Here is a 21,169-nt window from a genome sequence, read left to right as displayed (position 1 = left end):
GTGGACTCGCCGGGACCGAGCGAACGCGTTGCGTTCGCGAGGGTCGGCGAGTCCGCTGACTGGAGTGAGCGAAGCGAACGGAAGGAAGTGGACTCGCCGGGATTTGAACCCGGGGCCTTCCCCGTGCCAGGGGGATGATCTACCACTGATCTACGAGCCCGCCTACAAAAACACGTATCCGGGGACTTTTCATAAACCCATCGAAGCGGGCGGCCGATCGTCATCGAGTGACACGGCCGTACTGTCAGCATATCAACCATCGGAGTATCAATTTCTGTACTGTCGGGCCAACGGATATAACGGGGACCGTCGTTCAGTCGGCAAGGCTCGGAACCCGCGGCGCTTTCGGGGGACGGCGTCCGCGGCGACCGGCAGAGACACACAATGCGAGGACTCGGGGACCTAACGGGGCCCGTAAAGACACACGGCACGGGCTCACAGCGAGAGGAGCGTATAGAGCGACGGCACCGCCGTCGAGGCGAGCGCGGTCAGACGACGCTGGATTTCGCCATCGGGATGAGCGTCTTCCTGCTGGCGCTGACGTTCGCGATGGCGTTCGTCCCGGGGATGCTGGAGCCGTTCTCGGACAGCGGGCAGTCCGAAACGCCGGCGGTCAATCGCGTCGCCGACGACCTCACCCAGCGGTCGCTGGGCAACGCGAGCGCCCCGTACGTGCTCGACGGAGAGTGCACGCGAGCGTTCTTCGACGAGTCGTTCACGGCGTGCGGATTCGACGGCGATCCGATCCAGGAGCGCGTCGGCGTCGTCGACCGGACGCCGGTGAACGTGACGATCAGGGGCGACGTCGGGTCGAGCAAAGACGCGATACTCTGCTGGGACGGGAGTTCGCTCGTCGAGCAGAGCGCGGGCTGCGGGACCGTCCTGACCGACGGGTCGAACCCGGCGGGGAGCGGCGGGAAGACGGTCAGCGCGCAGCGAGTCGCGCTACTCGACGGACGGGACGTCACGGTCGAGGTGGTGATGTGGTGAGCGCTCGTCGGCCGCCGCGGTCGCCGTCAAGTCGCGGAGACGGGAGCGGGGGCCGGGAGGGACGCGGCGCCTCGGACGGAACGAGCGGCGACCGCGGACAGGCGCACACGCTGGAGGGCATCGTCGCGAGTCTGATCTTGCTGTCGGCGGTCGTGTTCGCGCTGGAGATGACGGCTGTGACGCCGCTGTCGGCGAGCACGTCGAGCCAGCACATCGAGAACCAGCAGGAATCGACGGCGCGGGGCGTCCTCGCGTCGGCGGCAGAGACCGGCGCGCTCGAACGGGCGCTGCTCTCGTGGAACGCGACGAGCGAGCAGTTCTACCACACGGGCGAGGTCGGCTACTTCACCACCGGGGCGCCGCCGAACCGCTTCGGGACGATGCTCGAACGGTCGTTCGACAGGAAGGGCATCGCGTACAACGTCTACCTGCGCTACCAGGGGTCCGACTGGCGGACCCACACGCAGCGGTACGTCTATCAGGGACAGCCGAGCGACCACGCGGTCCGCGCGACGTGGTCGCTGACGCTCATGGTGAACGACGAGATCCGCGACGAGAACGGCGACCCGACGGGGACGACGGTCAGCGGGGAACCGACGTACTTCGCGCCCCAGCCGTCGAGTTCCAGCGTCTACAACGTGATCAACGTGGAGGTGGTCGTGTGGCGGATCTGAGGCCGGAGGTCGGGGGACCGGACCGCGACCGCGGCCAGATCATCCTGGTCGGCGCGTTCGCGCTGGCGGTCGTGTTCATCGCGCTGGCGCTGGTGATGAACGCGGCCATCTACACGGAGAACCTCGCGACGCGCAGCGAGTCGGCGGAGACGTCGAACGCCCACGCCTTCCACCGGGCGACGGAGACGGCCGCGACAGACGCGTTCCGCTACGCGCACAGCCACCACAGCGGCGACCACGACGCGCTCAACCAGAGCGTGACCGACGCCATGGAGACCTACCACAACGCGACCCGGCGCCAGCAGGCGGCCCACGCCCAGCTCACGAACGTCAGCGTCGCGACGACGCCGGGGATCAACGTCACGAACGACCCCAGCGACCTCGGTAACGGGGGCACGGGCGACTGGACGCTGGTCGACGGGGTCTCGAACACCCGCAAGTTCCGGGTCGGCGTCCAGAGCTGGAGCGGGACCGACAGCGACGAACTGTGGGTCGTCGCCGGCGACCACGAGACCTGGTATCTGAACGTCTCCTACAACACGACGACTTCGGCGTACGAGGTCGGCGTCAACGACTCGGGGAGCTACCAGTCGTGCACGAACACGGCGACGCTGCCGCTCACCGTCGACGTCTCCTCGGGGACGGTCGGCGGGACGAGCTGCCCGGCCCTCGACCTGGGGAGCGTCTCCGGGTCGTACGACCTGAAAATCCGCAACGGATCGGTCGCAGACGGGAAGTACACGATGGTGGTCGACGGAACGCCGACCGGCGAACTGTCCAGCAGCGAGTACGAGAACGTGCTCTACTCGATGAGCGTGGACCTGGTCTACTGGTCGTCGGACGTCCGCTACCGCTCGACGATTCGGGTCGCCCCGGGTGAGAGCGATGGGTAGCCCGCCGCCGCGCCGTCGCGGGCGATTCGCCGGTGAAGCGACGACTGACCGCGGCAAGGGGCGCTCGGCGCTCGGCGCGCTCGCGGGCGTCGGTCGGTTCGCAGGCGCGAACCGCGCTCAATCGACGACCTTGGAGTACACGCTCGCCCTCGCCGTCGCGTCGCTGGTCGTCACCGGGCTGTTCGTCGCCGCGGGCGACTTCGTGACCCAGCAGCGGACGGAAGTCGTCAGGACGGAACTCGGCGTCGTCGGGCAGCAACTCGCCGGCGACGTCGTCGCCGCGGACCGGCTGGTCCGCGCCGGCGCGAGCACGCAGACGGTCGCGGTCAACGCGTCGCTCCCGCCGTCTATCGCCGGTTCGCACTACAACGTCGCTGTCACCCACGCGGGGTCCGAGCAGTGGTTGAACCTCTCGACGACGAACCCGTCGGTCTCCGTCGCGATCCGGATCGAGACCGAGACGCCGGTGGCCGCCGGTGCGGTGTCCGGCGGCGACGTCAGCGTCGTCTACGACCCCAGCGGCCCGCACCTGGAGGTGCGAGGATGAACGGTCGGCCGGCCGGCGACGAGCGCGCGGTGAGCGACGTCGTCGGCTTCGTCCTGGTCTTCGCGATGATCGTCAGCGTGGTCGGCATCGTCTCGCTGTCGGGCCTCGCCAGCCTCGAATCGGCTCGCGACGCCCAGCAGACCGACAACGCCGTCCGCGCGATGGAGGTGCTCTCGGACAACATGGGCGACATCGCCGAACGGGGCGCGCCCAGCCGCGCGACCGAGATCAGCCTCGAAGACGCGTCGCTCTCGCTCGCGAACGAGACGATCGTGACGGTCCGCGACCCCAACGAGAGCACCAGCGACCCCTCGTTCCTGGTGAACCGAACGCACAAGATCCGGCCGATCGTCTACGACGACGGCGACACGGAACTCGTCTACGCGATGGGGGCCATCTTCCGCGACGACCCGCAGGGCGGGACGGTCGTCCAGTCGTGGTCCCCCGTGTTCGACAAGGAGCGCACGCTGATCCCGATCGTCACGACGGTCTCGGCGACCGACACCGGCCAGCAGATCCAGAGCTCAACGGTCCTCGTCCGCGCGAGCGCGAACGACCGCCTCGTCCCCGTGGCCGACGACACCGGGAAGTACGACGACGTCTGGATCAACGTGACCTCGCCCCGGCGCGACCTCTGGCTGTCGATGCTCGGTCGGGACCCGGCGCTGACGTGCTCCCGGTCGGGATCGGAGCGGGTCTCCTGCCAACTCGACGAGACGCCCGAGCAGCTATTCGTCACCGAAGTCCGGATCGCGGTCCAGTTGAAGCCCTGACTCGACCGGCCACTGTTCTCGCGGCCGGAGGTCTGGAGGCCACCGGGGACGCTTCCGCGCGTCGCGTCCGCTGGGCTGGTCTCTCTGTCGAGTAGCACGGTCAGAGGCCCAACATTGCTCGAACGAATCAGCCGCCCGAGATCGCTCGAAGGATCCGGCCGGTCGCCCTCCGGACACAACAGCGGGAGAATCGGTCTGTCGCCTCGGCCGCGCTCACTTGCTGGTGACGTTGACCGGGTTCTCCGTCACGTGGAGGTAGGTGACCGGGGTGATGTCGCCCTCCAGTTTGAGGTTGGTGTTCTCGACGCTGGGGTCGTAACTGAAGTCGTTGGGGTTGCCGTTGACCGTGATGCTCTCGCAGACCACCCCGCCGACGATGTTCGGGTCGACGGAGCCGCCGCCGTTCATGTTGCAGTCCGATCCGGGCGCGTACAGCAGGCCGACGAGTTTGAAGTTCCCGTTGCCGTTGACCGCCCCGTCGGAGTGCACGACGACCGAGAGATTGCCGGCCGGTCCGCCGTCGTTGAAGTAGTCGCCCGAGCCCATGTCGACGGAGTTGCGAACGAGAATCGTCGTGTTGTAGTCGCTGGTGATCGACACCCCGTCGGGGCTGAAGTTCTCGTCGACGACGATCGTGACGTCGTCGCCGGGGTTGTCGATTTCGATCGCCTCGGAGACGTACGAGTCCGTGTAGTACGTCCCGCCGCTGGTGATCGTTAACGGGTCGCCCGTGGGCATGTCCGAGCACGCCGACGTGTCGGTCGTGCAGTCTTCGATGCGGTCCTCGATGCGGCCGTCGGGGAGCGGGTAGTTGATGCCGGTCTCCGAGGGAGAGGGAGACGGATCGTTGCCGTTCATGCGGATCCCGCCCGGCTGGGTCGCCGCGAGGACGTTGTCGTAGCTCTCGTCGAACGGGACGACGAGTTTCGCGCGGGCGGTCTCCCGGGAGTGGTTGTAACTCACGTTGCCCTGCGTCCGCTGGACGAAAAAGCGCCCCCACGCCTCGTAGTAGTCGCTCTGGACGGTGACGTTCACGTACCCCGTGTCGAGCGGGTTCGTGAAGTTGGCGTCCGCGGTCGCGTTGGGGTAGCGGACGTGGGTCTGGCCGCCCTTGCTGACCGTCGCGCTGGAGCCGAGAGTCGGCGTGCCGTCGACGGTGATGATCGGCAGCGTCAGGGTCGACCCCCGGAAGTGGAACTCCGGCGGGGAGAGCATGGTCGTCCCCGCTTCGGTCCCCTTCCAGACGCCGCCGCCCTGGTAGGCGATGTCGTGGTCGCCGTTCTCGTAGCGGACGGCGCCGAGCGTGACGTTGGTCAGCGTCTTCGTCTCGTCCGCGGACTGGTTGTAGATGGTGACGTTCATCCAGCCGGCGGTGTCGTCGACGCGGTAGGTAGCGCCGCTGGCGGCCGTCAGCTCTACCCCCTGATGGCTCGTGCCCCCGAGCGCGACCATCGCGCTCCGCGAGTCGAACTGCGTCAGCGCCTTCTCGGCCCGGCTGACGTCGAGCCCGTTGCTCGTGTCGTCCAACGCCGCCGCCCCGACGGACAATACCAGCGCGGTCCCGGCGATGACGACGGCGAACAGCAGTACGATCCCCAACACGTTACTCACGCCCCGAGCGTCCTGACTCATCGGTTTCTGCTCTCCGTTCGACACCCCGGTCAATAAACGCGCGCCTTCGTTTATCACGATTGAAGTTAGATCGGGGCCCGTCGACCAATTCGACGGCTCATCCCCTGTATCTCGCGAAAACGGGCCGTATCGCCACTGATAACGGCTCGAACCGGGCCGGCGGCGGCCCTATCGACCCGTAGTCGGTCGGTGAGGGGCTTCGTCGGCGGACCGGTCGTCACGGCCACGGGTCGACGAATCGGCCGTCCTGGCTACCCTTCAGTCGATCAGCCGTCCTCCCCACTGGCCGATGGAAACTGTTTAGTGTGCGAGGAGGTACTCTCCGGTGGGAACGCACGACCGCAAATCTGACATCGTCGCGCGATTGCGCGACTCGGGATTGCGGCCGTGTTCGCGCCGATCCGGGGGTCTCGCACCCGTGAGACCCGCCGCGGCGCACACACGCACTGCGCGGTCTCACGACCGCCGAACAGCGGTCAGTCGCGTTCCAATTCAGACACATGGCACGAATGCATACACGCCGCCGTGGCTCGTCCTCCTCGGACAAGCCGGCGGTCGACGAACCCCCGGAGTGGAGCGACGTAGACGAATCGGCGATCGAAGAGCGCGTCGTCGAACTGGCCGAGCAGGGCCTCAGCTCCAGCGAGATCGGCCTGAAGCTCCGCGACGAAGGCGTCAACGGGACGCCCGTCCCGGACGTCTCGCTGGCCACCGGCAAGAAGATCACCGAGATACTCGAAGAGAACGACGCCGCGCCGGACCTGCCGGAGGACCTGCGCAACCTGCTGGAGCGGGCCGTCCGCCTGCACGAGCACATGGACGAGAACCCGACCGACCACCAGAACAAGCGCGCGCTCCAGAACACGGAGGCGAAGATCCGCCGCCTGGCCGACTACTACCGCGGCGACGAGCTGGACGAGGACTTCACCTACAGCGCCGACACCGCGGCGGAACTCCTCGAATAGATGTCCGCCACCGCCCGCTCCGAAGACGACGCTGCCGCCGGCGAACTCGCCGGGCGGCTCCGCGAGGCCGGCTTCGTCCGCCTCGTCGGCGCCGCCACCGGCGACGGGCTGGCCGCCAGCGGCGTCCTCGCGCGGGCGCTGACGGACCTCGATCGCCCCTTCCAGATCAGTCTCGCGACGCTCCCGGCCGACGCCGAGCGCGCGACCGACGCCGACCTGACCGTCGCCGTCGGACGCGCCGACCCGACGGCCGACTGCTCGCTGTCCGCGGCCGCACGGCCGGCCAGCGAGACGGCCTTCGAGGTGGCCCGTGAACTCGGCACCGAACCCGACCTCGCGCTCGCGCTCGCCGGCGTCACCGCCGACGGACGCGCGCTCGACGGTTCGGCCGCCGAGGCCGCCGCGGACGCAGATATCGAGCGCCGACCCGGCGTGGCCGTTCCGACGAGCGACCTCGTGGACGGCCTCGCCCACTCGACGCTCGTTCACGCGCCGTTCTCCGGCGACGCCGACGCGACCGCGGCGGCGCTGGCCGACCTCGGATTCGACCCGAGCGACGACGGTCTCGACGCGAGCGCGCTCGACGACGACGAGCGCCGTCGCGTGGCCTCGCTGGTCGCGCTGCGAGCGGCCGGCGACGACGACGTCCCGCCGCGGGGCGGCCGCGCGGTCGAGCGGGCGCTCCGCCCGTTCGCGGGCGGCCCGTTCGGCACTATCGGCGGCTACGCGGACGTCCTCGACGCGCTCGCGCGGGACGAGCCCGGCACCGGCGTCGCGCTCGCGCTCGGTCACGACGTGCAGGCGGTCGCGCTCGACGCGTGGCGCTCGCACGCCCGGCGCGCCCACGACGCCGTCGCCGACGCGACGACCGGCCGGTACGACGGCCTGTTCGTCGCCCGCGCCGAGACCGAGGAGGCGCCCGTCGGCACGATGGCGCGACTCGTCCACGACTACCGCTCGCCCGAGCCCGTGACGCTTGCCGTCGCGGACGGCGCGGCAGCGGTCGCGTCCGACGAGCGCGACCTCGAATCCGTCCTGGCGACGGCCGCCGAGGGCGTCGACGGCACCGCCGCGGCGGACGCGACCGGGACGACGGGGCGCGCCCGCTTCGACGTGGAGACGGGCGCGTTCATCACGGCGTTCAGGGAGGCCCTATGAGACGAGCGACGATCACGACGACCCACGGTGACGAGGAGGCCGCGACGCGAGTCGCCGCCGCGCTCGCTCCCGACAACACCGCGGAGATGGACACGCGCGTCGACGGCGACGCGGTGGTCACGGCGGTGACGCGGGAGACGACCGGCGGGCTCCGGTCGACGGTCGACGACTACGTGGTCAACTGCCGGGTCGCCTCGCGGCTCGGCGCGGAGGGCGACGACGGCGACGAGGATCACGCGGAACGGAGCACAGCGCAGACAGACGACACACCCGACACAGACACCAACACATGAGCGAACGATCAGTCTCACGACGCAAGCAAGAGAAGCGGTGGTACACACTGATGGCTCCCGAGCAGTTCGACCGGGAGGAACTCGGTGAGACCCCCGCGGACGAACCGGACAAGGTGCTCGGCCGCACCATCGAAACCACGCTGGGCGACCTGCGCAACGACGCCAGCGAGAACAACACCAAGCTGACCTTCAAGGTCAACGAGGTCGCGTCGGACTCGGCGTACACCGAGTTCGTCAAACACGAGCTGACGCGGGACTACCTGCGCTCGCTCGTGCGCCGCGGCTCCTCGAAGATCCAGGCGTACATCACCGTCCTCACCGAGGACGACTACCGCGTCCAGATCCAGCCCGTCGCGCTCACGACCAAGAGCGCCGACGAGAGCCAGGAGAAGGCCATCCGCCGCACGATGATCGACATCGTCGAGGAGTCCGCGCAGGACCGCACGTACGAGGAACTCGTCGACAGCGTCGTCGAGGGCCGTCTCTCCTCGGCCATCTACAACGACGCGAAGACCATCTACCCGCTGCGCCGCGTGGAGATCCAGAAGCTGACCCTCGAGGCACGCCCCGAGGAAGTCGCCGCCGAAGAGGAGACCTCCGTCGACGTCGACGAAGAGGAAGTCGCCGTCGACGAGACCGCCGACTGACGACGCACGCCTTTCGATTTCTTTCGCCCGCGGAACCCACGCGGAGAGCGACGCGTCCGTCGCGTCTGGCCGTCGTCGTATCCGGCCGTCGTCGCGCTACGTATCCGTCGGCTTCGCCGTCGCGTCCTCGCTCACGACGACGACACCGACCATCCCGCCGGTCTCGTGGGGGATGCAGAAGTAGTTGTGCGTCCCGACCGTCTCGAAGGTGTGCTCGTAGGTCTCGTCCTGGTAGATCGCGCCGTCGTTGCCGTCGAGCCAGCCGTCCTCGGCCGCCGACTGCGTGTCGAACTCGCCGGACGACCAGTAGTCGGCCTCCTCGGGGATCTCCGCCTCGTAGGCGGTGACGGTGTGGGCGTGGGAACTCGTGTTCTTCCAGACCACGGTCGTGCCGGGCGGGACCTCGACCGTCGCCGGGTCGAACTTCCGGGCGGTCATCCCGACGTCGTAGTCGCCGGTCTCGCCGCTGCCCTCGCCGCAGCCAGCCAGTCCGGCCGCGATCGCGACGGTGCCCGCACTCCGGAGGAACGCCCGTCTGTCCATACGCGAGCGTCGGACCCCCGGGCAAATAGAGGCCTCGGTATCCGTCTCGAAGGGAGGCGGGACGGCGAGGCAGTCAACCAGTCGGTCGAGCGACCGTGCCGCGATATCGCAACCGGCTCGCGGCCGCTCCCGCGCCCAGCACGCAGAGGGAGAGCCCGCTCGCCAGTACGATGAGGATCCCCGGCCTGATCAGGTAATGATCGACACTCCAATACGCGTAGAGGGTGTCATAGAACGATTAGCACACCAAAGAGCAGGGTGAACGCTGAGGTGGATGAGTTCAGCGACCCTGCAAGATGATCCTTCGGTAGAGTCGTTCTTCAATGTCGTGGAGACAGAGACGCTAGCGCTGTTCGAGCACCTCTCCTTCGAATTTCTCGAAGAGTTTGACGTGTTCGCCCCGGCGCAGACGGGGCGAACACGAGACCACGAACCACCAGAGCTGATGCGTGGCTTTCTCCACTGCTACTACAAAGATATCTACGGCATCCGCCCCGTCGAACGAGAGCTTCGGAACACGGTCGTCTGGTTGAGCTGTGGCTTCGATCGACCGCCGTCGAGAGACGCGGTCGATCGCTTCCTCACCGACCTCGAACACGTCGCTAACGAGGTGTTCGATCACCTCGTCGAGCAGGCCGCCCGCCGCGGCCTGCTCGACTTGACCTACTGTATCGATTCGACCGACGTGAGGGCGATGCCAGCCGACCCAGATGCGTCAAAGTGCTACGATCCAACCAAGGACGAGTACTACTACGGCTACGGCTGTACAATCGTCTCGACCGGGCAAAAGATACCGATCGCAGCGGAGTTCACCGAGAGCAAACAAGCACCAGAAGAGACGGCGATGCGCGTCACCCGTGACGCGCTCGCCGTCGAGCAACCGATCTGGATGGTCGGTGACAGCGCCTACGACACGCTCGACTGGCACGACCACCTGCTGGCCGCAGGGGTCGTGCCAGTCGCTCCGTACAACGCGCGAAACACCGACGACCCGCTCGATATCGAGTACAGGGTCGAAGACCGCATCGAGGAACACAGTGAAGACGTTCAGCTGAAGCAACCGACGCTAGATGAGACGTACAACCGCCGCACGGGAGTTGAACGAACCAACGAATCAGTGAAGGACTGCGGCCTCGGGCGCACCCACGCCCGAGGCCGCGTCCACGCACGAGCGCAGGTGTTCCTCGCGCTGTGCCTTCGCCTTGTCATCGCGATCACCAACTACGAACGTGGAGACAATCCGGGAAGCACGATCATCACGGTGTGAGAAGAGTTCTATGACACCCTCATACGCGTACGCTAGTCCCCCGACCCACCAGCAGAGAAGGACTCCCGAGAGACAGGTGCAGGCGTCCCGGAGCCAGTTCCACCGCCGGAAGACGAGCGCTCCGCCGATAGCAGGGACCAGCCCGGCAAACACCAGGGAGTCGAACGAGGAACCGGATCCGGACCCCATCCCCGCTAACCCGATCGCGGTGACGTACGGCTCGCCGTTCAAATACTGGGACGTGTTTTCGACCCACGGCAACCAGGTACCGACGAGCGGTAACAGACAGAGGCAGGCCGTGGCAGCGTCGTATCTGGTCGCGGGCTGTTCGAGCGGCGGCATACGTCTCGGTCGCTCCCGATGTTGTAAGTGCTTTGTCTGTACGGGCGCCCACACGCGGTAGGCGCGTGAGCGAACCGCCGAACGAAAAAGATGGTCGAGTAACATCTATCAGTCCTCGGCGGGTAGCGATCAGTATGCGCCTCAAGCCCGACTGGTCCCTCCGGGTTCGCATGGTCGTCGCGATGGCCGGGATGGCGGTCCTCTACGCCGCGTTCGTCGGCGTCGCGGCGTGGTGGGCGACCGACGCGCTCGGCGGCGCCGGCGTCGTCCTCGTGGTCGCCGTCGCGGGCGCGCTCGTCACCCTCCAGTACAAGTACGCTCCCGCGGCCGCGCTGAAAGCCCTCGACGCCGAGCGGGTCGACGAATCGCAGTACCCAGACCTCCACGCGCGCGTCGGCCGCCTCGCCGCCCAGGCTGGCGTCCCCAAGCCCGACGTGGCGGTCGCGCCGCAGGCCCAGCCCAACGCCTTCGCGACCGCGAAGGGGCGCGACGACGCCGTCGTCGCCGTGACCGAGGGGACGCTCGACACGCTGCAGGGCGACGAACTCGACGCCGTGCTGGCTCACGAGATCGCACACGTCGAGCACCGAGACGCGCTCGTGATGTCGGTCGTGACGTTCCTGGTGACCGCCGCGGCGATGGTCGTGCGGAACTTCTGGTGGTTCGGCGACGGCGGCGGTGACGGGGGCGGTGGCGGCGACGGCGGGATGCCGTGGTTGCTCGCGTTCGTCGCCGTCTCGATGGTCGCGTGGCTCGGGGGCTACCTCGTGTCGCGGGCGATCAGCCGCCACCGCGAGTTCGCCGCCGACCGCGGCGCGGCCGTCATCACCGGCAAGCCCGGCGCGATGGCCGCCGCCATCGAGACGATCTCCGCCGAGATGGCCGCGACGCCCGAAGACGACCTGCGCGAGCACGCGGAGATGAACGCGCTGTTCATCGTCCCGGCCGACGCGAAGTCGCGCCTCCTGAAGGCGATGCAGACCCACCCCGACCCCGAGAAGCGGGTCGAGCGGCTCTCCGAACTGGCCGGCGAGTTCGAGCGAGCGTAGCCGGGCTGGCGAACCCCGACTCCTTCCGGAGGATCGACCTCGTAGCCGCAGTGCGGTCGCTGGAAGCCGAGGGCGCTCGGTACGCCCCCGAACTCGCCCGGAGACCCGAGGACCGATATCGCTCGCCCCGAGGACGCCGAATGGAAACGCCTTTGCCCCAAAGAGACGCATTTCGAGGCATGAGCAACGGGGACGACGAAGCGGCCGAGGAGGACGCCGCTCCCGAGGAAGAAGCCGACGCCGACGAGGCCGAGGAGACGACAGAACTGTCGGCCGACACCCTCGACCAGCGGCTCGACGACGCCGAGGCAGACCTCGAAGCGGCCGAGACCGAGGCAGACCTCGACGCGGTCGAAGAGACGCTCAACGAGATCGAGGCCGACCTCGAAGCGGCCGACCTGCCCGAACCCGACGAAGACGACGAGGACGCCGAGGACCCGGCGGCCGAACTCGAAGACCGCCTCGCCGACCTGCGCGACCAGCTCGACGACCAGCGCGGGCCCTACGCCGAGGACGTCGTCGCCGTCCTCGAAGACGCCGAATCGACCGTCGCCGACACGCGCTGGACCGAAGACGGTCGACCCGACGTCGTCGCCGCCGTCCAGTCGTATCTGGGCACTCTCGCCGACGAACTCGACACCGAGATCTCGCCGGAGAGCGACGACACCGACGATCTCGGCGACGCGCTCGATCAGGCGGCACAGGTCGTCGAGGGGAGCACGCTCGACCCCGACGAGGACGCCGAGACCATCGCCACGCTGCTCGAAGACGCAGAGGCGCTCCAGGACGACCTCGAGGCCGCCGAGGAGTGGGACGACCTCACGGTTCGCCAGCAGCTCGACGCGGAGGGGTTCTACGACGTGCTCGAATCGGAGAACCGGAAGGACTTCCCCGCCGAGTGGAACGCGGTGAAGGTCTACGAGGAGATGGGCGAAGTCGAACCCATCGTGAAGGCCCTGGAGACGTTCGACTCGGACTTCATGGAGGAGAACATCCTCAGTTCGCTCTGGCGGATGGGATCGGAGGAGGCCTTCGACGCCGTCCACCAGCGCGCCCAGAAGCGCAACAAGAAGCCCGTCGAGATCCTGGGGAAGATCGGCGACGAGCGCGCGACCGAGACGCTCCACGACTTCATCGACGGCGACGGCGACCCGGCGCTACAGAAAGTCACCCTGCGTGCTCTCGGCGAGATCGGCAGCGAGGACTCGGTCCAACCGGTCGCGAACCGACTCGACGCCGACAGCTACGAGGTCCGCAGCGCGGCCGCGCGCTCGCTGGGCCTGATCGGCGACACCCGCGCGATCGAACCCCTGTCGGACGTACTGGAGAACGACGAGGCGAATGAGGTCCGCGCGAGCGCCGCCTGGGCGCTCAACCAGATCGGCACCGAGCACGCACTGGGCGTACTCGAAGACTACACCGACGACCGCGCCTTCCTCGTCCAGTCCGAAGCCCGGAAAGCCGTCTGAAGCGCTCGACGCCCGAGTCCCCGTTTTCTTCGCCCCTCTCGACGCTCGACGACCCTGACCTTTATATCCGAGAGCGCGGCCACCTGGCCGCGTGTTCAGCGTAGCGCGGCTCGCCGCGGTCTGCCTGCTCGTCGTCGGCGTCGCCGGTCCGGCAATCGGGGCGATAGCGGCGTCCGGAGACGCGTCGGGCGCGATAGCGACTGCGGCTCCCCGGCCGTCCGAGCCGCGTATCGCGGCCGTCTATCCGAATCCCGTGGCCGACGGCGACCACGGCGAGTTCGTCGTGCTCGCGTTCCCGGACGGAACCGACCTCGGTCGGTACGAACTTACCGACGGGGACGGCTCGCTCTCGCTGCCGAACGGGTCAGCCGGCGGTCGCGTCGCGGTCACGGCCGCGCCCGCGAGGGTTCGAAATCTCACGGACCGCCGCGTCGTCGGCGCGGACGGATCCGTCTCGCTCGCGAACGGCGGCGACCGAGTACGCTTGATCCGCGGGAACGACACGGTCGCGACCGCGAGATACCGCGACGCGCCCGAAGGCGAAATCGGTCGCTTCGACGAGCGCGGAGGCGTCACGTGGCGACCGCTCGGACGAACGAACCGGTCAGTCGTCACCGCCGGCGGCGGCCAGGTGCGGGCGTTCACGCTCCCCGACGCGCCCGAGGTTCCCGTCCAGACGATCCGCGACGCCGACCGGCGGATCCTCCTCGCCGGGTACACCTTCACCTCCGAACGGGTCGCGCGGGAACTCGAACGCGCCGTCGACCGCGGCGTCGACGTGCACGTCCTCCTCGACGGCCAGCCCGTCGACGGCATCTCCCGCCGGCAGGCGGTCGCGCTCGATTCCTTGGTAGACGCCGGCGTGACGGTCGAACTCCTCGGCGGACCCCACGGTCGGTACGCCTACCACCACGCGAAGTACGCCGTGGTCGACGACAGCGCCGTCGTGCTGACGGAGAACTGGAAACCGGCCGGTACGGGCGGCCGTGCGAGCAGGGGCTGGGGCGTCGTCGTCTCCCAGCCGCGGATCGTCCGCGGCCTCGCAGCGACGTTCCGCGCCGACGCGGACTGGCAAGGTGCGCGTCCCTGGTCGCAGGTGCGCCGCGGACGCTCGTTCGAGACGTCGGGCGTCGCGAACGGCACCTATCCGAGCCACCGCTCGCCCGAGACCGTCCCCGTCGACCGGACGCAGCTCCTCGTGACGCCCGACAACGCCGGTTCGGCGATCACGGCGGCGCTCGACGGCGCCGACGAGTCCATCGACGTGATCCAGATGTCGATCGACGGCCCCGACCAGCGGTTCCTCCGCGCGACGGTCCGAGCGGCCCGTCGCGGCGTCGACGTGCGGATCCTGCTCAGTAGCGCCTGGTACGTCGAAGAAGAGAACCGGCGACTCGTCGAGCACCTCCGCGAAGTGGCCGAGCGCGAGGGCCTCCCGCTCTCGGCGAAACTGGCCGAACCCGGGGGCGACTACGAGAAGATCCACGCGAAGGGGGTCGTGATCGACGGCGATCAGGCGCTCCTGGGGAGCCTGAACTGGAACGGCGAATCGATCCGACGGAATCGCGAGGTCGTCCTCTCGCTGGAGGGCGAGGCGGTGGGTGCGTACTACCGGAACGCTTTCGAAGCCGACTGGGGCGAGAAAACGGAGCGCTCGCTGCCGGTCGGTATCGTCGCCGGCGTCGCCGGCTGTCTCCTGCTCGCGTTGTTGGTCGCCCGCCGCATCGACTTCGGACCGGACGTGGGCGTCGGACCGGGTCGGTGACGACGGCTCCCTGGCTGCGAGCGAACGGCCGACGAGAAACGGGACGAAAAGCGAAGTTACGGCGGTACCGGAGCGTCTCCGTCAGTCTTCGGCGAACGCGGCGGAGCTGCCGAGCGCCTCGTCGATCTCGGCGTCGGCCATCTTCTCGACGAGGGCGTCGATGACGGTCTCGCGCATGCCGCGGACGAACTTGATGGAGCCGACGACGAGGTGACCGCCGCCGCTGACGCCGCCGCCGTCGACCTCCGCTTTCAGCTCCTCGACCATGTTCGGGATGTCGAGGCGGACGCCGTCCGAGCGGAGCACGGCGAAGTCCGGACCGTAGCCGATGCTGATGACCGGGTCGCCGGTCTCGGCGACCTTCGAGTCGTGGATCTTGCCGGTCGTCTTGCCCGGGGCGGGGTAGGTGAACCGGTGGGCGTGGTTCTCGACGTCGATCCGGTAGAGGTGGGCGTCGTTGTCGAGTCGCTCGTGCTCGACGTGGGGCATCGCGGCGTCGAGCTGGCGTTCGACGTCGCGCTCGGCGCGCGTGGCGAGGAAGTCGACGAGTTCGCGGTGGCGCTGTTCGTCGTCGCAGTCGACGTTGAGCGCGTCGGTGATGAGCTGACCGCCGTCGTCGTAGCGCAGCCAGAAGGTCGCGTAGTCAAGCGCCTCGCCGACGTCGCGCAGCTCGGACTCGTCGTACCCTTCCTCGCGGGCGAGTTCGAGGTAGTCGTCCATCGCGTCGGCCTCCGAGCGGTCCGAGAGGCCGGCGACGGCCGGGACGTGGCGGAGGTCGTCGGTGATACCGGGATCGATCATCCGCGCGAGTTCGACGCACATCATCCCCGTCGTGATGCGGTAGTCCTCGTCGTGGAGATACGGGTTGACGTGCTCGTCGAGCAACTCCTCGACGGCGTCGGGGTCGGGGTGGTGGTGGTCGACGACGACGATGGGCACGTCGTAGTGGGCGAGGTTCCGGTAGGCGGGGGTGTCCTCCTCCGTCGACCCGTTGTCGAGCATGAGCAGGAGCGGGAGGCGCTGGCCGTGCCGTTTCCGGTCTTCCAGCGCGAAGTTCAGGTCGCGGGTCACGTCTTCCATCTCGTAGTACGGCGCCTTGCTCGGCAGGCGCTTGAGGAGGTGCTGGGCGGCGTCGGGGTCCTCGTAGGTGTCCTCGATGAACCGCTCCAGCGCGACCTGCATCGGGACGCTCGCGCAGATGCCGTCGCCGTCGGCGTGGTGGCGCATCCGGATGGGCCGCCCCTCCAGGATCTCGCGGCGGAGCCGGCGCGCGACGGACTGCAGGTCGTCGTGGAGTTTCTCGAAGGCGTCCCACTCCACGAGCGGGTCGGGGTCGTGCGGCGCGGCCAGTTCGTCGAGTCGCTCGTTCTGGTCCTCGCGGAGGGCCGCCGCCTCGTCGCCCTCTAGCACCTGGAGGTCGTCGATCTCGACCTGGACGGCGCCCTCGCGCGTCTCGACGTAGCCCTCGACGCTGACCACGTCGTCGAGTTCGACGTCCTCGTAGGCGCGGACGCCGGCGTCCTCGAAGGCGGTGCAGGGCGCGATGCCGGTCGCGTCGCGCACCTGGAAGACGGTCGGGCCGCCGGTCTGTTTGATCTGGACGACGACGCCCTCCAGCGTGACGGACTCGCCGACGACGTCGCCGAGGTCGGCGACGGCGTGGCTCTCTCGGGAGACCGATTCGACCTCGTAGTCGTCGAGGCTGACCTCGTTGAACGCCAGGTCGCCGTTCTCGCGGACCTCTTCGAGCTGGACCACAAGTTCGTCGCCGACCTCGTAGGTGCCGACGAGGTTCGAGGCGTGGACGAGCCCGGAGACGTCGTCGGAGACGTCGACGAAGACGCCGTAGTCGACGACGCCGTTAACCTCGGCGAGGTAGAGGTCGCCCTCGGAGACGTACTCGAAATCACAGTTCGCGTCGAGGTCGTAGACGGTGGTCCCGCCGTCGGGGACCGCGACGCCGGAATCCCCGGCGTCAGGTACAGGAGTCATTTGTACTCGATAGCGCTCCGACCGCAGTTTAACCTTCGGAAAGTCTTCCGAGACCATCTTTTTGGCTCGGGGGTCGCCGCAGGCGACCCCCGAGCGAAAAACATGGGTGAAAAAGCGGGACCTCACTGCGTTCGGTCCCGTGAACCGCGCGCCTGCGGCGCGCGGACATGCAGTCACGAACAGGTCGTGAGATGATTGATTGCAGGCCCACTGGAGATGAATCACCTGTTCAGTAGAGCGTGCGAACCGAACGATCAGGCGCGGAGATGAATCGTATCGTTTGTTTCACCACGGTTGATCAGGTGCTTCCTATCTCTGTGTAGATTACTTACGTACTATCCGGCGCCAGTCCGTTGCTCCAAGCCCTTAAACAGCTTCGAGGATATTCTAAGACAATGGATTCCCCTGAACCGACGTCAGATCTCACGATAGAGGATTTTCGGGGGTTCTTCGATCGACCCGACCAGGCCGATACGCCGGTCTCTACGGCGGAAGTGGCCGAAGTGCTTGAGTGTTCTCAGCAGACGGCACACCGGTATCTCGAGACGCTCACCGAACAGGGAGAACTCCGATCGAAGACAATGGGTGAGTCGAACAGGATCTGGTGGGGGACCGGGACAGAGAGGTCTATTGGCCAACAGCCGGACGAACAGCAGTTCCGTGCTTTCGTGAGCGCCGTCAAGGATTACGCGATCTTCATGCTAGACCCGGACGGCGTCGTCGTCAGCTGGAACGAGGGCGCCCAGCGGATCAAGGGCTACTCCGAGGAGGAGATCGTCGGCGAACACTTCTCGACGTTCTACACCGAGGAGGACCGCGAGGCGGGTCAACCCGAGTACAACCTCGAAGCCGCACGGGAGCACGACCGGGTCGAGGACGAGGGCTATCGCGTCCGCAAGGATGGATCGACGTTCTGGGGGAACGTCACGATCACGGCGATCCGGGACGAACAGGGGGACCTTCAGGGGTTCACGAAGGTCACGCGGGACATGACCGAGCGACACGAGTACGAGGAACGGCTCCGCCAGGAGAAAGAGCGGTTCGAGACGCTCATCCAGGAGGTCAGAGACTACGCGATCTTCATGCTCGATACCGACGGGTTCGTCCAGACGTGGAACGACGGCGCCCGCGAGTTGAAAGGCTACACGGAAGACGAGATCGTCGGCGAGCACTTCTCGACGTTCTACACCGAGGAAGACCGCAAAGCAGGACGCCCTGAACGGAACCTCAGGAAGGCTGCGGAAAACGGTCGGACTGAAGACGAGCGCTGGCGTGTTCGCAAGGATGGAGAGAAGTTCTGGGCGAACGTCATAATCACGGCGCTCCACGACGACGACGGCGAACTGCGCGGATTCGCGAAGGTCACGCGGGACATGACCGAGCGCAAGGAACGGGAGCAGCAACTCCAGCGCGAGCGCGACCTGATCGAGCAGATCCTCGAGACGAGCCCGGTCGGGATCACGGTCGTGAATTCCGACGGTTCGACGAACCGGGCGAACGAACGCATGGCCGAACTGCTCGGGAATCAGGTGGCCGATATGTCTGAATACATGGTTGGTCAGCGAGACATGTACGGTGCCGACAGAGAGGTGCTCCCGGTCGAGGAGCGCCCCGCGAATCGCGTGTTCGAGACCAGCAAGCCGGTCTATGACCGCGAGATCCTCTTCGATCCGCCAGACGGTCAAAAGCGGTGGCTCTCGATAAACGCCAGCCCGATCACCGACGAACAGGGCGAGCCGGAGCAGGCCGTCATCACGGCGACGAACATCACTGAACTCAAGGAACTAGCTACGCGACGCAAGCGGGAACTGGAGGAACGCGAGAAGGACCTCGCTGCCGTCAAACTCGCGACGAACCTGCTAGAGCCCAGCGAACAGCCGCTGGAGGAACTGCTCGAGGGATTCGTGACCAGCCTGTCCGAGTCATTCCGGTATCCCGATTCTACCGCCGTACGGGTTTCAGTCGGCGATCAGGAGGTGGCCACCGAACGATACCGGCCGTCCGACCAATCTATCACGGCGGCGACCCGGACGACTAACGGTACCCCGATCGAGATCGACGTCGTCCTCGTCGAAGCCCCGGAGAGCATCACCGAGCAGTTCCTCCCCGAGGAGGAGGAACTGCTCGACACGCTCGTGACTCTCCTGCGGTTCCACTTCGAGCGACAGGAGTACATCGAGCAGTTGCAGGCCGAGACCAACCGACTCGAACAGTTCGCGTATGCGGCTAGTCACGACCTCCAAGAACCGCTGCGCATGATCTCGACGTACCTCCAGTTCCTCGAGCGGGACTACGCGTCTGCCTTCGACGAGGACGGCGAGGACTACCTCCAGTTCGCCCTCGACGGCGCCCAGCGGATGCGCGAGATGATCGAGGGGTTGCTCACGTATTCACGTGTCGAGACGCAAGGAGAACCCTTCGAACCCGTCGATCTCGACGCCGTACGCGACGACGTTCTGGACGACCTGCAGATGCGTATCGCGGAGACCAACGCCGAGATCACGGCCGAACCGCTCCCGGAGGTCGAGGGGGACGCGGGACAGCTCCGCCAGGTGTTCCAGAACCTCATCGACAACGCCATCGAATACAGCGAGGACACGCCAAGGGTCCAGATCACGTGCAAACAGCGTGGTTCCGAGTGGATCATCTCAGTTCAGGACGAAGGGATCGGTATTGAACCGGACATGCAGGAACAGATCTTCGACGTGTTCGAGCGCCTCCACAGCCGCGAGGAACACGACGGGACCGGGATCGGTCTCGCGCTGTGCGAACGGATCGTCGAGCGGCACGGCGGCGAGATCTGGGTCGAGTCCCGGCCGGGAGAGGGATCGACATTCTCGTTCACACTCCCGGCCGCAAGCAGTGACGATCCGTGAAGTCCCTGTACTGAGCACTCGCGCGAACGGAGTGAGCGCGATTCACCGCATCGAGGCCGAAGGCCGAGATGCGGCGTTTTCACCCACGTTTTTGGCTTGGGTGCCCGCAGCGGCCTCCGGCCGCGAGGACACCGCCGAGCGAAAAAGATGGTTTGGAAAGCCTTGTTATGCGGGCTACCCCAAGCAGGGACATGGGACTGTTCCGCTCGGGCGAGGTGGTCGGCATCGCCGAGGCGGCGCTGGAGTTCGCGCTGGAGGCCTCGGAGGACGCCCACCCGGACGAGTACATGGGCTTTCTGCGCGGCGAGGACGCACGCAAGTTCGACCTCGACTACGAGGGGACCGTCCTCACGGACGTGCTCGTCATCCCCGGGACCGAATCCAACCCGGTCAGCGCCACCGTGAAGACCAGCATGATCCCCAACGACTCGCGGGCGGCGGGGTCGATCCACTCCCACCCCAACGGCGTACTTCGGCCCAGTGACGAGGACCTCCAGACCTTCGGCAAGGGGAAGGTCCACATCATCATCGGTGCGCCCTACGGGAAACACGACTGGCAGGCGTTCGACCGCGAAGGGAACCCCGTCGACCTGCCGGTGCTGGAGGTCGAACTCCCCGAGGACGAGTTCTTCGACTTCACGCAGGAAGACATCGACGAGGAGCTCATGGAGGAGAGCGGCTACGGCTCGGACCCCACCGACTTCAGGTCCGAGCCCGACGACGAGGAGTGGAGCCAGCGATGACGGAGGGGCGGGAAAGTAGCTCCGACGACGACCGAACGCCGAGTGCGGAGTCGACGGACATCGTCGTCGCGCAGGGCACTTTTGACATCCTCCATCCGGGCCATCTCCACTACCTGCGGGACGCGAAGGCGATGGGCGACCGACTCGTCGTCATCCTCGCGCGCTCGGAGAACGTGACCCACAAGGCGTCGCCGGTGGTGCCGGGTCCCCAGCGCCGGGAGATGGTCGCCGGCCTCGACCCCGTCGACGAGGCGCGACTCGGGCATCCGGAGGACATCTTCGCGCCCATCGAGGACCTCGATCCGGCGGTCATCGCGCTGGGCTACGACCAGCATCACGACGCCGACGGCATCCGCGCGGCGCTCGCCGAGCGCGGCATCGACTGCGAGGTCAGGCGGGCCAGCGCCTACGAACCCGACTACGACGGGGGCCTCCTCTCCTCGGGACAGATCGTCGACCGGATCCTCGCCGAGCGCGGGGACTCGGGTCCGCGTCAGTGACGGCTCCAGCGTAGTCGCGGGTCCAGGAAAAGCGCGAATTCTCCGTTCAAC

Annotated in this window: 19 protein-coding genes and 1 tRNA gene; 16 read left to right on the top strand and 4 right to left on the bottom strand. The window is 67.3% G+C overall.

Going from position 1 to position 21,169, the window contains the following annotated elements:
* Window positions 1-88: 88 nt before the first annotated feature.
* Window positions 89-160, bottom strand: a tRNA-Ala gene (locus tag PSC72_RS03780).
* Between the two features lie 356 nt (window positions 161-516).
* Between PSC72_RS03780 and PSC72_RS03775 the strand changes: the two genes are divergently transcribed.
* From PSC72_RS03775 to PSC72_RS03755, 5 genes are all read left to right on the top strand, one after another.
* Window positions 517-990 (top strand): DUF7287 family protein, encoded by a 474-nt coding sequence (locus tag PSC72_RS03775; protein ID WP_274324557.1) that lies wholly within the window; start codon window positions 517-519, stop codon window positions 988-990.
* A 110-nt stretch (window positions 991-1,100) separates the two neighbouring features.
* Window positions 1,101-1,664, top strand: coding sequence for a DUF7288 family protein (locus tag PSC72_RS03770; RefSeq protein ID WP_382261841.1), 564 nt, complete (start codon window positions 1,101-1,103; stop codon window positions 1,662-1,664).
* The gene (locus PSC72_RS03765; RefSeq protein WP_274324555.1) at window positions 1,652-2,557 is read left to right on the top strand and encodes a DUF7261 family protein; all 906 of its coding nucleotides are present in this window, start codon (window positions 1,652-1,654) and stop codon (window positions 2,555-2,557) included. The genes PSC72_RS03770 and PSC72_RS03765 overlap by 13 nt, the downstream gene beginning before the upstream one ends.
* The gene (locus PSC72_RS03760; protein ID WP_274324554.1) at window positions 2,550-3,104 is read left to right on the top strand and encodes a DUF7266 family protein; all 555 of its coding nucleotides are present in this window, start codon (window positions 2,550-2,552) and stop codon (window positions 3,102-3,104) included. The genes PSC72_RS03765 and PSC72_RS03760 overlap by 8 nt, the downstream gene beginning before the upstream one ends.
* Entirely contained in the window at window positions 3,101-3,877 is a 777-nt protein-coding gene (locus PSC72_RS03755; protein WP_274324553.1) for a DUF7289 family protein, read from the top strand. The genes PSC72_RS03760 and PSC72_RS03755 overlap by 4 nt, the downstream gene beginning before the upstream one ends.
* Before the next feature lie 213 nt (window positions 3,878-4,090).
* On the opposite strand, the gene PSC72_RS03750 is transcribed toward PSC72_RS03755, so the two are convergent.
* Window positions 4,091-5,509: a DUF7289 family protein gene (locus PSC72_RS03750; RefSeq protein ID WP_274324552.1), complete on the bottom strand. Its 1,419-nt coding sequence runs from the start codon at window positions 5,507-5,509 to the stop codon at window positions 4,091-4,093.
* A gap of 500 nt (window positions 5,510-6,009) precedes the next feature.
* On the opposite strand from PSC72_RS03750, the gene PSC72_RS03745 reads away from it, so the two are divergent.
* Genes PSC72_RS03745 through PSC72_RS03730 form a run of 4 tightly spaced genes read left to right on the top strand, consistent with a single transcriptional unit; the run spans window position 6,010 to window position 8,572 of the window.
* The gene (locus PSC72_RS03745; protein WP_274324551.1) at window positions 6,010-6,474 is read left to right on the top strand and encodes a 30S ribosomal protein S15; all 465 of its coding nucleotides are present in this window, start codon (window positions 6,010-6,012) and stop codon (window positions 6,472-6,474) included.
* A complete protein-coding gene (locus tag PSC72_RS03740; RefSeq protein WP_274324550.1) occupies window positions 6,475-7,632 on the top strand; it encodes a hypothetical protein in 1,158 nt (385 codons plus the stop codon).
* On the top strand, window positions 7,629-7,925 hold the full coding sequence (locus tag PSC72_RS03735; protein WP_274324549.1) for a KEOPS complex subunit Pcc1: 297 nt from the start codon (window positions 7,629-7,631) through the stop codon (window positions 7,923-7,925). The genes PSC72_RS03740 and PSC72_RS03735 overlap by 4 nt, the downstream gene beginning before the upstream one ends.
* Window positions 7,922-8,572: a 30S ribosomal protein S3ae gene (locus tag PSC72_RS03730; RefSeq protein ID WP_274324548.1), complete on the top strand. Its 651-nt coding sequence runs from the start codon at window positions 7,922-7,924 to the stop codon at window positions 8,570-8,572. The genes PSC72_RS03735 and PSC72_RS03730 overlap by 4 nt, the downstream gene beginning before the upstream one ends.
* A gap of 96 nt (window positions 8,573-8,668) precedes the next feature.
* Here PSC72_RS03730 and PSC72_RS03725 read toward each other — a convergent pair whose 3' ends face one another.
* Entirely contained in the window at window positions 8,669-9,115 is a 447-nt protein-coding gene (locus tag PSC72_RS03725) for a plastocyanin/azurin family copper-binding protein (RefSeq protein WP_274324547.1), read from the bottom strand.
* 274 nt (window positions 9,116-9,389) lie between these two features.
* Here PSC72_RS03725 and PSC72_RS03720 point away from each other — a divergent pair, with 274 nt between their 5' ends.
* The 4 genes from PSC72_RS03720 to PSC72_RS03705 all read left to right on the top strand — a co-directional run bounded on the left by PSC72_RS03720 (window position 9,390) and on the right by PSC72_RS03705 (window position 15,007).
* Window positions 9,390-10,382: a transposase gene (locus PSC72_RS03720; protein WP_274322795.1), complete on the top strand. Its 993-nt coding sequence runs from the start codon at window positions 9,390-9,392 to the stop codon at window positions 10,380-10,382.
* A gap of 476 nt (window positions 10,383-10,858) precedes the next feature.
* The gene (locus PSC72_RS03715) at window positions 10,859-11,773 is read left to right on the top strand and encodes a M48 family metalloprotease (protein WP_274324546.1); all 915 of its coding nucleotides are present in this window, start codon (window positions 10,859-10,861) and stop codon (window positions 11,771-11,773) included.
* Between the two features lie 179 nt (window positions 11,774-11,952).
* On the top strand, window positions 11,953-13,242 hold the full coding sequence (locus PSC72_RS03710) for a HEAT repeat domain-containing protein (RefSeq protein WP_274324545.1): 1,290 nt from the start codon (window positions 11,953-11,955) through the stop codon (window positions 13,240-13,242).
* Window positions 13,243-13,333: 91 nt separating this feature from the next.
* Window positions 13,334-15,007: a phospholipase D-like domain-containing protein gene (locus PSC72_RS03705; RefSeq protein WP_274324544.1), complete on the top strand. Its 1,674-nt coding sequence runs from the start codon at window positions 13,334-13,336 to the stop codon at window positions 15,005-15,007.
* A gap of 81 nt (window positions 15,008-15,088) precedes the next feature.
* On the opposite strand, the gene PSC72_RS03700 is transcribed toward PSC72_RS03705, so the two are convergent.
* A complete protein-coding gene (locus tag PSC72_RS03700; RefSeq protein WP_274324543.1) occupies window positions 15,089-16,999 on the bottom strand; it encodes a DHH family phosphoesterase in 1,911 nt (636 codons plus the stop codon).
* 668 nt (window positions 17,000-17,667) lie between these two features.
* Here PSC72_RS03700 and PSC72_RS03695 point away from each other — a divergent pair.
* From PSC72_RS03695 to PSC72_RS03685, 3 genes are all read left to right on the top strand, one after another.
* Complete coding sequence (locus tag PSC72_RS03695) at window positions 17,668-19,875, top strand: PAS domain-containing sensor histidine kinase (protein WP_274324542.1); 2,208 nt, start codon at window positions 17,668-17,670, stop codon at window positions 19,873-19,875.
* Window positions 19,876-20,066: 191 nt separating this feature from the next.
* Entirely contained in the window at window positions 20,067-20,618 is a 552-nt protein-coding gene (locus PSC72_RS03690) for a Mov34/MPN/PAD-1 family protein (RefSeq protein WP_274324541.1), read from the top strand.
* Window positions 20,615-21,118: an FAD synthase gene (locus PSC72_RS03685; RefSeq protein ID WP_274324540.1), complete on the top strand. Its 504-nt coding sequence runs from the start codon at window positions 20,615-20,617 to the stop codon at window positions 21,116-21,118. Before PSC72_RS03690 ends, PSC72_RS03685 begins: the two co-directional genes overlap by 4 nt.
* Window positions 21,119-21,169: the final 51 nt, after the last annotated feature.

This window comes from Halosimplex aquaticum, from assembly GCF_028747785.1.
Lineage (GTDB): Archaea > Halobacteriota > Halobacteria > Halobacteriales > Haloarculaceae > Halosimplex > Halosimplex aquaticum.
This window is presented reverse-complemented; position numbering and strand designations above follow the sequence as displayed.